Below are 11,720 nucleotides of genomic sequence, written 5' to 3'. Positions count from 1 at the left end.
TGCCGCCGTGGAGCAGGACCAGCTTGTTGTCCGATCGCTCAGCCTCGATCCGCCCGCAGGCCTCGGCAAAGATCTCTTCGTCGTAGCCGTTGCGGATGGTGCGGTAGAGTTGGCCCGGTCGGGCGCAGCGTCGGCGCAACAGCTCCGTGGTCTCGGGATAGACGGTCACCACGGCATCGGCGTATCCGACGACGCGGTGCTCCAGGGCGCGGTCGAAGCCGCGGCGCCAGGGGCTCCACTCGACATAGAGCGGGTTATCTGTATACAGATCGCGGAACCAGGCCACCCAGGGGATTCCGGTCAGGCTCTTGATCCAACACCCGGCCAGGTGGGTGGAGAAGGGCGGTCCCGAGGTAACCAGCAGTGAAGGCCGCAGCCGCCTGATCAGGCGCAGCGCTGGAACCGGGCAGCGCAGCATCCAGGGCCGCCCACCGTCGGGCAGGATGGTCAGCGAATGGTAGAGGCCGCGCAGTCCGCCGCCGCGACGCCAGGTGGTCCGCGAGCCCAGGCCCGAGGTCTCGCGGCCCCTCCCACCCGCGAGCCGCCGCAGCAGTTGCTCGACACCGCGCAGGAGGTTGGGCGTGGTGACCGGGTGGGGATGGACGTTGTCGCCCAACTGCTCCAGCAGCGCCTCGTCCCGGGTCAGGTAGCCCCGGGACTCCCCCCAGCCGGGGCGGGAGTGCAGCACGTCAACACGCCAACCGGCCCGCCCCAGGTACTTGACGATCCGCGCCGTGTTCGGCTCGGTCCGCAGGGGCGGGAAATTGCGCACCAGACAAAGAATGTGCTTGTTGATAATCGGCACCTATCCTTTAATCGACCCCCGCGAAGACCGAACTCAACACCTCGGCGAAGCGCTCGGCCAGGTGCTCGAAGCTGGTGCGGGTGACGAAGGTGTCGCGCTCGGGGCCGCCGTAGGCGAAACCGCCGGAGCCGAGGTCGTCGACGAGTTGTTCCAGGACCCGCGAGATGGCCGCCGTGTCTCGGTAGGGTGCCACCCGACCGGCGTTGAGCTCCGTGATCAGCCGGGCCGCGCTGCAGCGGGGATGCATGATCCCCAGAATCGGTCGCCCGGCGCGCAGGCACTCGTAGATTTTGCCACCGGTGGTGGCCATGTTGCGCGGCGAATCCTCGAGGATGACCAGGTTGATGTCGGCGGCCAGGGTGCGGGCGATCATCTCCCGGTTGGTCACCGGCGGCGCGATGGTGACGGTCTCCTGCAAGCCGAGTTCGTCCACCACCCGGCGATAGCTCGGATGGACCTTGCCCACCAGGGTCAACCGCAGGTTCTCGCTCAGCTTCGGGCGGCGTTCCAGCAGGTCCGCCAGGGCGGCCAGCAGGCGATGGGCCGTTTGGCCGTCGGCGTCATCGGCCAGCAGCTTGCCACCGTGGACCAGGCTCAATTGCTCCGGGGGGCCTTCCCGCCCGTCGGCGGGTTGGGGCGGTTCATTAAAGACCGCTTCGTCGTAGCCGTTGCGCACGGTGAGGTAGCGTTGGCCCGGCCTGCCGCAGCGCCGCTCCAGCAGCGCCGTCGTTTCCGGATAGACCGTGGTCACCGCGTCCATGGCTCCGATCACCCGACGTTCGAGGGCGCGGTCGAAAGCGGCCCGCCAGGCGCTCCAGGGCACGTAGAGCGGATTGGCGGTGTAGAGGTCGCGGAAGTGGCCCACCCAGGGCACCCCGGTCAGCCGCTTGAGCACCCAACCGGCCAGGTGGGTCGAGAAGGGCGGGCCCGAGGTCACCAACACCCGGGGGCGTAGTTCCGTAAGCAAACGCAAGCCGTGACGAACGGCGGGCCAGATCCAGAAGTAGTCGGCGTCGGGGATGAACAGCAGGGAGCGGTAGAGCCGTCCGAGCGGCGAGAGCCGTCGGCGCCGTGTCCCCAGTTCATCGTTCCCGTCTCCGCCGCGCAGCAGGTTCTTGAGGCCGCGCAGCGGATTGGCCACGCTGACGGGATGACGCTGGACCGTCGGCGGCAGTTGGGTCGCCAGGTCGTCGTCCCGGGTCAAGGCCCCCGTCGCCGCCCCCCAGCCGGGCAGGCCGTGCAGAACATCGATCCGCGGGGCCAGCCGACCGAGGTACTTGAGCAGCCGGGCGGTGTTGGGCTCGGTGCGTAGCGGCGGGAAGCTCTTGACCACCACCAGAGCGGCGGGAGCTGTGGCGCGCTCGTTCATCAATCCGTCTATCCCATGTTAGCACAGCTTAGCACAGCCCGCCCGGCGACGGCTCAGCCGAAGTACTCGCTCTGCGTACCGACGGCCTGGGCGGCGGCACGGTCCAGGCGCCCGAGGACGACGAGGGCTGCCTTGCGGCCCATGATCAGGGCGTGGTCCATGTTGCCATAGCGGAACAGCCCCTGGCGTCCCGTGGTGACGAGGGCCGGATGGGCGTTGGCCGCTTTCAGACAGGCCGTCAGGCGTTCCTCGTAGCCGATGTCGTAGACCGGGTAGGCGTGGGGCTGGCGGGTCAGCCAACTGCGCTCGGGCCGCACGGCGAGGAGGTCGGCCCGGCGCAGCCCGCCGACGGCCGTCCCGATCAAGCCCTCGCGCTCGCGGTTCCAGTGCTCGTCGCCGACGGCGCAACTGACCTCGACGGTCAGGGCGGCCCGGCCCGGCGGGGTCAGGCTCGGAGCGAAGTTCACCGGTTCGCTGATCCGGTTGAAGGAGTATTCGGCTTCGGGGAAGTAAATCCAGTGGTTGTCCGAGGGGGTCCGCCCGGCGAAGCCCAGGTGGCCGAAGACCACGGCGCGGCTGGTCAGGCCCCGGGCCGCCCTCAGCACGCTGGCCGCCGGCCGCGGCTCCAGACCCTCCAGCAGCTCGGCCAGGGGAAGGGTGCTCACCAGGGCGCCGGCGGTCTCCACGTAGGACGAACCGTCCGCTTTGCGCACCGTGACGCTGAAGCCGTCGTCCTGCGCCGACACGGCGATGACCCGGGCGTCGCAGCGCACCTCGGCGCCGCGCTCGACGGCCCGGGCGGCCAGGCGCCGGGGCAGCTCGGCGATGCCCGCCTTGGGGTAGAGGAACTCGCGGGCGTAGGTTCGCGGCTCGTCCTCGCGGCCCGGCGACAACAGGCGCTTGAGGACGTCGAAGAGGTTGACCAGACTGATCCGCTGGGCGGCCCAGTCCAGGGAGATGCGCGAGGGGTGCAGGCCCCAGAGCTTCGCGGTGTAGGGACCGAAGTAGAGGTCGTAGAGTGTGCGACCGAAGCGGTTGACCACCCAGTCCTCGAAGCTGTTTTCCGCGGGGGCGGCCAGCCGGTTGCGGGCGAAGGAGACCAGATAATCCAGAAAGGCCCGGGCGTTGTCGACCAGGTCCAGGTTGCGCACCACGTCGCCCAGCTCCAGCGGATAGGCGAAGCGCTTGCCGACCAGTTGGATCTCGCTCTTGCGCCGGGGGGTCAGATATTCGCCGTCGGCGAACAAGCCGAGGAAGTAATCCCGGGTGACCGGGTCCGGGGTGTGGAAGCGGTGGGGGCCGTAGTCGAAACGGTAGCCGCCGTCGCTGAAGCCGCCGGCCAGTCCGCCGGGCTGCGGAGCGGCCTCCAGCACCAGGCCGGGAACGCCGGCGGCGCCCAGCTCGTCGGCGACGGCCAGACCGCAGAGCCCCCCGCCGAGGATGATCACACGGTCGCGCTTCACGATGACTCACCTTCCAGACGTTGTGCTTGGCCGCGCAGTTCCGCCGCCTTGTCGCGCCGACCCAGGGCGTCGTTCAGATCGGCCAGCAGATAGTGCAGCCGGGGCTCGTCGGGCAGGCGCTCGAGCAGCATCCGGGTCTGGCGCAGGGCGCCGTCGATATCCCACAACTGGGCCCGCAGTTTGACCTGCAGGATCAGCACGTCCAGATCGCCGGGATGGTGCTCCAGGGCCGTTTCCAGGGCCGCACGGGCGCTGCGGGGATCGCCCGCGTGGTAGCGGCACTCGGCCAGCAGGTAGGAGCTACGGCGCAGATCGCCGAAATCGGCCAGCACGGCCTCCAGTTGACGGGCGGCGGCGGCGTGGCGTTGGGTCTCATAGAGCTCGACGGCGGCGTTGTAATCGGCGACGGCGTCGACCAGGCGCTCCAGGCGGCTCGCGGCTCGAAGGACGATCGGAGACTCCGGATCGAACAGCGGGCTGTAGTCGCCGACGGGGCGCCGGTCCCGGTCCAGACCGGTCAGGCGCAGCTCCGCGGTTTCACCGTAGAAGCAGTTCGTCGCCGCAGTCTTGCCCACACTGAAGATGCGAAAGGAGTCCGTCTGCCTGAGCAAGGTAAAACGCTCGGTGGCCGCCGGGTTCGTCCCCAGCAGATAGGCCGCCTCATCCGCGCCCGGTTTCAGGGCGTCGGCGGCGTAGCGGCTCGATTCCGGGCCGTCGTCGAGGACGCCGGCGGCGTCGAGTACCAGATAATCGACGCCCCAGTCGTCGAGCAGGCGGTACAGCTCGTCTTCGTCGGCGTAGAGGGCCAGGCTGAAGGCCGCGGCGCGCTCCCGCGCCCGGGGGGTCTCCCAGATCGAGTGCAGGGCCGTCGACCGCTCCGTCCGGGCGTAGAGCATGGCGGCGATGTTATAGGGAGCCGCGAAGCGCGAACCGGGCGGCGTCTCCTCGTCCAGCCAGCCTGCGACGGCCTTGAGCTCGCCGCCCAGATCGTCGGGCCAGTCCGGTGTCGGGGCGGCGATCCCCGCCAACAGCTCCTTGACCGGATTGTGGACGTCGAGGGCCGCCGACTGATAGACCGTCAACCCGCCGGCCAGGCCGAACAACACAGGACCCAGCCAGGGGCGCAGCAGGCCCCAGGTCAGTACCCCCGCCCCCAGGATCGCCAGCAGGGGAGCGGCGAAGACGGACAGGCGTTTGAACAACAGCCAGGCGATGACGAAGCCCGCCGTCAGCACCAGCAGCCAGAGCGTTTCATCGCCCAGCTCCCGGCGCTTGAAGCGCAGCGCCGCCAACAGTCCTCCGCCCAGCCCCAGGGGGCCGAGGAGCCAAAAGGAGTAGAGGGCCTCGAAGGGCTCCGGCGAAGCGAAGGGGCCGCTCCAGAGCGACGAGACGATCCAGTTAAGCTCCGCCGGGTCCGCCGGTTTGCCGCCCAGGTGACCCAGCTTGGCCGCCAGCAGCTCGTAAATATGACTGAACTCTCCGCCGTGACCCACCCCCAGCAGCCGACCGGCGAGCAAGAGCAGCCCCGCCCCGCCGACGACGGCCAGGACCGTCCACCGTCGTCGGCTCAGCAGCGCTCGGCCCAGCCGGGGGACCAGCAGCACCAGGGCGCAGACGACGAAGACAATCGTGGCCGGGGCCAGGTAGAAACCCTTGCTGCGCAACGGCGCGGCGACGAGGGACAACACCAGCGTCGTTGCCCCCAGCACGGCGCTGAGAACGCCCAACGCCCGGACCCGGACCGCCTCGCCCCCGGCGTACCAGCGGGGCGCCCGCCAGACGAGGTAGGCGGCCAGCAGCAGCGCCGTTACCGTCAGCACGAAGCCCGTCAGATGCCAGACGATCAGGGCCGCCCCCAGACCGAAGCCGGCGACGATCGACCAGGTCGTCGTCTTCCCGCTGCGCGGCTCGCCGTCGCCGAGGGCGCGGATCACCCCCAGCACCCCCGCCCAGCCCAGCAGGATCAGCGGCAGGGCCAGGTGCTCGCGCAGGTAGACGTCGACGGAACGGGCCAACAGCGCCGGAGCCAGACAGGCGACCAGGGCCGCCAACAGGGCCGCCCAGCGCCGCCGCCACAACAGCCGGGCCAACAGAAAGACGCCCACGGCTACCAGGGAGCCCGTCAGCGAGGTGAACAACCGCAGATGGTCGACGAAGGCCCGCTCAGCGTAACCATCGTGGAACCAGCGATAACTCCAGCCGACCAGGGCGTCCTGGGTCAGCAGGAACTCCTCCCGCGGCCGCGAACCCTCCGGCAGTCGCGGATCGGCCTCCGGCCAGTCCGCCGGCGCCCCGTCAGGATCGGCGAAGTAACTCGCCAGCCGGAAGCGCAGGGCGGCGTCGGAGACCAGAGCCGGATCCTCCGTCCACAACCCGGCGCGCAGCAGCGTACCCGCCAGGACGATGACCAGCAGACCGACGACGGTCATTGTCCAGCGCAGACCCTCGCGTTCCGCGATAGCTTTGATTCTGTCAAGCATGTCAGAGGGGCATTATAGCACGGCGACGGCGGCGGGTCACCGTCCGCAGCCTGCTGGGCCGGGTTGAACCCGTCTCGTCGCCTTTGGAGTGGTCACGCTTGAAAGGGCCGGCGCGGTTCTTGCCACGCCGGCCACGGGCCGGCGTGAATGCAAGAACCGTGACGGCCCGCGGCGCACGGCGGCCCGGACCGGTTAAGCCCGCGGCTCGCCCGCGCGAGCCGAGCGCTCAGCAAGCACGCATAAAAACCGGGGCGTCCGCTCCGGACGCCCCGTCGCCTGGGAAGCGACCTAGAAGGAAAAGCCTCAGCCGCCCCCGGAGGAGCAGGCCTTGCTGGAATCGTGGGCCACGTCGAGTGTGCCCAGACCGCCGGAGATCAGCCGTCTGACTGCTCCGCCGCAAGCGGGGCACTTCGTCAGGGGGTCTTCGGTGATGCGCTGGCGCGCCTCGAAGGTCTGGCCGCAATCGTCGCAGCGATAGGTGTAGGTAATCATGGCCGCCCTCGTCGGGTTGTCGGTGTCGTCGGCAGTGAACTACATGCGCAATCTTGCATAATAATCCATCGCTGTCAAGCCCGCCGGCTTGTTTAGCTAAAACGGGGGGCGTTGATGCGCCCCCCGCATCCAACAGCAGCCCGGGGTTACTCGATCTCGATGTTGACCTTGCGCGGCTTGGCCTCTTCGGCCTTGGGAATGGTGATGTGCAGGATACCATCCTTGAACTTGGCCTTGACTTGGTCGGCCTTGACCCGTTGCGGCAGGGCGAAGCTGCGCATGAACTTGCCGTAGACGCGCTCGACACGGAAGTAGTTCTCTTCTTCCTCGTTCTGTTCCTGCTGCTTCTCGCCCTGGATGATCAGGGTGTTGTTCTCGATGTCGACGTCGATGCAGTCGGCGCAGACGCCGGGCAGCTCGGCGCGGACGCGGATTTCATCGGTGGTCTCGCAGATGTCGACCCGCGGGGCCCAGACGACGTCCTCGCCGCTCTTGGTCCGGGTGCCGACGAAGTCCTCGAACAGCCGATTGACCTCATCGCGGAGATCGATCCAGTGACGGCTGGGCTTCCAACGCATGATAGCCATCGCTTTTCTCCTCCCTGGGGTTGTCGTGTTGTGAGATGTCAAACAGACTCGTCAGAAACAAATCATCACTCGCCCCAAACTATATGCAAAAGTCGTGCCAAAAGGCATCAACTTGCTAACAGGCTGATAACAGATATGTTACAGTCAGACGAGCCGCCATATTAGTTACCGGGTTTGGCTGTCAATTCCACCATCCCGACGGCCGGGTCTGCCGTTTTGACGCACCAACCGCGCTTGCCCCGACCGGGGCCCTGTGATAGAATGCCTTTTATCAAAACAAACGCTCCCGGTCGGCCGCCTGCGCCCGTGTGCTAAGCGCCGGTCTCTGACGGGTTACGCCTCAATGGAGACGCCCTTGATCTCGACCTCGGACATCCGCAACGGGCTGAAATTCCTCTACGACGGCGAACCGCACAGCGTCGTGGAGTTCCAGCACGTCAAGCCCGGCAAGGGACCGGCCTTCATCCGGACCAAGCTCAAGAACCTCAAGTCCGGGGCCATCTTCGAGCACAAGTTCCGCACCAGCGAGAAGCTGCAAGACATCACCCTCGACGACAAGGACGTCACCTTCACCTATCGCGACGGCGAGTTCTTCTGCTTCATGGACCAGGAGACCTATATCGAGCTGCGCCTGACCGCCGAGCAGCTCGGTGAAGCCGTCAACTGGCTCACCGAGGGGCTGGAAATTTCGATCCTGTTCTACGAGGGCGACCCCCTGGATGTGGCCCTGCCCACGGCGGTGGACCTCTTGGTCACCAAGGCCGACCCCGGGCTCAAGGGCGACACGGCCACCGGAGCCACCAAGCCCGTCACCGTGGAGACCGGAGCCGTCATCGAGGTGCCTCTGTTCATCGAAGAGGGCGAACGGATCCGTATCGATACCCGCAGCGGCCAGTACGTCACCAGAGTCAAGGACTAACCGGCGCCGCCGGGACACCCCAGACGCGGACCGCAACGGGACCGCGCCAACCGGGTTGGAGGGCGATGAATCGGGAACGACTCCAGGAGCTGATCCGGGTTTTCCGCGAATCCGGACTCGCCGAGCTCCAGATCAAGGGCCTTTTCCGCTCAGTTACACTCAAACAGACTCCGGGAGCGGTACCCGCCGCTGCGCCTGTCGCCGAAGCCGCCGAACCCGCTGCGGCCCAGGTGACAAAACCCAGCGCCCCGGCCGCCGACGACGGTGAGCTGCGCTACATCACCGCTCCCCTGGTGGGCACCTTCTACTCCTCCTCCAGCCCCGACGCCGAGCCCTACGTCAAGGTCGGTGACCGGATCAATGCCGACACCATCGTCTGCATCGTCGAGGCGATGAAGGTCATGAACGAGATCGAGGCCGAGTTCGACGGCGTCATCGCCGAGGTGCTGGTCGAAAACGCCCAGCCCGTCGAGTACGGCCAGAAGCTCTTCGCCGTCCGACCGGCCTGAGCGCCTCTGCTCCCCCGAGCGGCCCCGTCTGACGGGGCCCTTTTACTAGCCATCCAGCGCAAAGAGTGTCAAAGAGTGTCGTTGATAAAAACGATCGCCTATTCTCACCAACACCGTGAGGGATTTCACCGCCGGTTCCGGCGCCTGAAATCGGGGCTTGAGCGCCGAAGCAGAGGTTCGTTTTTCAACTAATCGCGCGGGTGCACGGCGCTTTGCATTCAAGCCGAAGATGAAGGAGACTAGATGCCCTGGATCGAGACGATCGAGCCCGCTGCGGCCACAGGTGAGTTACAAGGGGTCTATGAGCGCATCAGCGGGGAGCGCGGCAAGGTGGCCGCGGTGCTGGAGTTGCAGAGTTTGGACCCGCGCAGTCTGGCGGCGCATCTGGAGCTCTACCTGGCCGCCGTCTTCGCCCCCGGCGGTCTGGCCCGGCCGACGCGGGAGCTGATCGGCGTGGCGGTCTCGGCGGCCAACGGCTGCCGTTACTGTGTGGCCCATCACGCCCGGGCGCTGGATTTCTACTGGCGGGACGCCGAGGTGGTCGCGGCCTTCGCCGCCGATCCCGACAGTGCCGTGCTACCGCCACAGGCCCGGCGGATCGTCGACTACGCCCTCAAGCTGACGCGCACACCCCAGGAGATGGTGGAGGAAGACGTGGCAGGCCTGCGCGAGGCGGGGTTGAGCGAGAAGGAGATCCTGCAGGCGGCCCAGACGGCGGCCTACTTCAACTTCGTCAACCGTTTGGTGTTGGGTCTGGGAGTCGCCGTCGACGACGATGAAAGCGCGGGTTACCGCTACTAAGGGCGGAACCGGCCGACTGTGCTACAATTGACTCTACGCTCGCCGCCGGAAGGCTTCCTTGACCGACAAACCCCGCCGTCCCGAGCGCGCCCGACGGCCCGACCTGCTCGGCGGTCCGCTGCGCCCGACGTTGTTCAAGCTGGCCCTGCCGATGGCCGGCGGGATGCTGCTCAACTCGATGATGGGCGTGGTCGACATGATCTTCGTCGGTCAGTTGGGCAAGGAGGCCCTGGCGGCGGTGGCCTTGTGCTTCCCCTTGCACTTTCTGATTATCACCGCCGGCGCGGGGACCAACACGGCGGCCAGCGCCGTACTGGCCCGCTACATCGGCGGCGGCGAACAGGAACGTTCCGACCGTACCGTGCTCTACGTCCTGGCGGCCTGGCTGGGCCTGACTTTGCTGCTGATGCCGCTGGGGCTGTCGATCGCCCGGCCCCTGCTCTCGTCGACGGGGGCGGCCGCCGGCGTCGTCGAGCGGGCCCACGGTTACATCACCACCATCTACTGGGGCGTCTGGGCCATTCTGGGGCAGATGATCATCGCCGGTCTGTACCGCGGCGCCGGGGACACCAAGTTTCCCTTCTACATCCTGCTGCTGACCGTGGGCATCAACGCCGTGTTGGACCCGCTGCTGATCTTCGGCATCTGGTTCTTCCCCCGTCTCGGCGTCACGGGGGCGGCCCTGGCCACGGCGCTGAGCCGGGTGATCGGCTTCGCGGTGATCTTCATCCACCTGCTGGCCAAGCGCGGGCCGATCCGGGTGCGCCTCGCTTCCCGGGGGTGGGACAAGCAGGTCTTCGGTCGCTTGTGGCGTCTGGCCGTGCCCGGCTTCATCCAGCGCACCGTGGTGCCCGTGGCGATGCAGGTCATCCTCTACATCATCACCCCCTTGGGAACGGCGGTGGTCGGGGCCTTCGGCGTCGGCAAACGCCTGTTCAACCTGGCCTACCTGCCGGCCATCGGTTTCAACAACGCGGCGATGGTGATGATCGGCCAGTGCCACGCCGCCGGGATGCCCCGGCGCGCCCGGCAGACCTCGATCGACACCACCTGGATCACGGTATCGATCACCGCGGGGATCGCCGGACTGCTGGCCCTGTTCCCCGAGTTTTGGATGGGGCTGTTCAGCGAATCGGCCGACGTCGTCGCCGCGGGGCGCCCCCTGGTCCTCTTCACCGCCTCCGCTCTGCCCTGCGTGGCCCTGGTGCTGCTGACCAACGGCTACTTCAACGCCATGAACCAGGGCTTTTACGCCATGCTGCCCACGGTGGCCCACCGTCTGGCCCTGGAGCCCGGCGCCATCTGGCTGGGTGTCAGCGTCGCCGGGGTTACCGGGGCCTGGTTCGGCCTGGCCGTCGGGGGTTGGATCGCCGGTCTCGGCGCGCTGTTGATCCTCTTCAGCCGCTGGCGCGCCCTGCGCCGGGAGGCCCGGGAGCGGGAGGCGGGCGATGGCGCCGTCGAGCTGGCTTGACGCAGAGCTGGAACGGATCGATAACGACGACGGCTCCGGCGCCGCCGAACTCTACCAGCGAGCCCTGCTGGTGGCCGAGCGCCTGCCGCCCGCCGAACTGCCCGAGCTGGGCCGTCGCCTGCTGGCCGGTCGGCGGGACATGGCCCCCCTGCTCAACCTCGGGCGGACGCTGCGGGAGGCCGCCGACCCCGCCGCCGCGCTCAACCAACTACGTCAGCGAGCCTCCCTGGCGCAAAGCATAATCAACGACCGCGGCCGGCGGATCATCGGTTGCGGACGCCGCATCGTCACCATCTCCCGCTCTTCGACGGTGCTGCGACTCCTTGCCGCTCTCGAACCGGTCCTGATCCTCTGTCTGCACTCGGGACCCGGCGGCGAGGGATTGAGGGCGGCCAAAGAGCTCAGCCGGGCCGACCTCAACGCCGAGCTCGTCGCCGACGACGACCTCCTCGGCGCCGTCAACCGCGCCGAGCTGGCGCTTAGCGGCGCCGACAAACTGACCACCAACCTCTTCGTCAACAAGGTCGGCACCCGCCGCCTGGCAGAAGCCCTGGAGTTGGTTGCTAAACCGCTCTACGTCGCCGCCGACGAAACCAAACGGTTGCTCCCGGAGTTCTATGAGCCGCCCGCGCCGGATTCCGTTTTCGAGGAGATCCCGCGGAGCCTCGTCCAACGGATCATCACCGACGGTCAGGTCGACCGCCCGCCCGCCGACCTTTGAAAAACGACGCCGCCCGGGCCCGTCACCTAACACCCGAGCGAGCCGGAACTGGCACGGTTTTTGCATCTCGGCGACCGTTGGTGCGGCGGCAACGGTCCACCTC

General features: G+C 67.8%; 11 protein-coding genes. 5 read left to right on the top strand and 6 right to left on the bottom strand.

Translation table 11 applies throughout. The features are described 5' to 3' along the window. The 6 genes from GF399_03655 to GF399_03630 form a co-directional block, all read right to left on the bottom strand. A partial coding sequence (locus tag GF399_03655; GenBank protein ID MBD3399409.1) for a glycosyltransferase occupies positions 1 to 805 on the bottom strand: 805 nt, incomplete at its 3' end. 7 nt (positions 806 to 812) lie between these two features. After that, the gene (locus tag GF399_03650) at positions 813 to 2,174 is read right to left on the bottom strand and encodes a glycosyltransferase (GenBank protein ID MBD3399408.1); all 1,362 of its coding nucleotides are present in this window, start codon (positions 2,172 to 2,174) and stop codon (positions 813 to 815) included. A gap of 53 nt (positions 2,175 to 2,227) precedes the next feature. Further along, a complete protein-coding gene (locus GF399_03645) occupies positions 2,228 to 3,640 on the bottom strand; it encodes an NAD(P)-binding protein (GenBank protein ID MBD3399407.1) in 1,413 nt (470 codons plus the stop codon). Then, complete coding sequence (locus GF399_03640) at positions 3,634 to 6,117, bottom strand: tetratricopeptide repeat protein (GenBank protein MBD3399406.1); 2,484 nt, start codon at positions 6,115 to 6,117, stop codon at positions 3,634 to 3,636. Before GF399_03640 ends, GF399_03645 begins: the two co-directional genes overlap by 7 nt. A gap of 303 nt (positions 6,118 to 6,420) precedes the next feature. Beyond that, a complete protein-coding gene (locus GF399_03635) occupies positions 6,421 to 6,609 on the bottom strand; it encodes a zinc ribbon domain-containing protein (protein MBD3399405.1) in 189 nt (62 codons plus the stop codon). A gap of 146 nt (positions 6,610 to 6,755) precedes the next feature. Then, positions 6,756 to 7,196, bottom strand: coding sequence for an Hsp20 family protein (locus tag GF399_03630; protein MBD3399404.1), 441 nt, complete (start codon positions 7,194 to 7,196; stop codon positions 6,756 to 6,758). A gap of 355 nt (positions 7,197 to 7,551) precedes the next feature. Here GF399_03630 and efp point away from each other — a divergent pair, with 355 nt between their 5' ends. From efp to GF399_03605, 5 genes are all read left to right on the top strand, one after another. Then, positions 7,552 to 8,115, top strand: coding sequence for an elongation factor P (efp, locus tag GF399_03625; protein MBD3399403.1), 564 nt, complete (start codon positions 7,552 to 7,554; stop codon positions 8,113 to 8,115). Positions 8,116 to 8,180: 65 nt separating this feature from the next. Then, positions 8,181 to 8,624, top strand: coding sequence for an acetyl-CoA carboxylase biotin carboxyl carrier protein (gene accB, locus GF399_03620; protein ID MBD3399402.1), 444 nt, complete (start codon positions 8,181 to 8,183; stop codon positions 8,622 to 8,624). 243 nt (positions 8,625 to 8,867) lie between these two features. Next, the gene (locus GF399_03615; GenBank protein ID MBD3399401.1) at positions 8,868 to 9,425 is read left to right on the top strand and encodes a peroxidase-related enzyme; all 558 of its coding nucleotides are present in this window, start codon (positions 8,868 to 8,870) and stop codon (positions 9,423 to 9,425) included. 58 nt (positions 9,426 to 9,483) lie between these two features. Then, a complete protein-coding gene (locus GF399_03610) occupies positions 9,484 to 10,896 on the top strand; it encodes an MATE family efflux transporter (protein ID MBD3399400.1) in 1,413 nt (470 codons plus the stop codon). Further along, positions 10,874 to 11,617, top strand: coding sequence for a hypothetical protein (locus GF399_03605; protein MBD3399399.1), 744 nt, complete (start codon positions 10,874 to 10,876; stop codon positions 11,615 to 11,617). The genes GF399_03610 and GF399_03605 overlap by 23 nt, the downstream gene beginning before the upstream one ends. Positions 11,618 to 11,720: the final 103 nt, after the last annotated feature.

The sequence above is a fragment of the Candidatus Coatesbacteria bacterium genome (genome assembly GCA_014728225.1).
In the GTDB taxonomy this organism is placed as follows: Bacteria; RBG-13-66-14; RBG-13-66-14; order RBG-13-66-14; family RBG-13-66-14; genus WJLX01.
The sequence above is the reverse complement of the archived record's forward strand: the minus strand, read 5'-3'. Positions and strand labels throughout refer to the sequence as shown.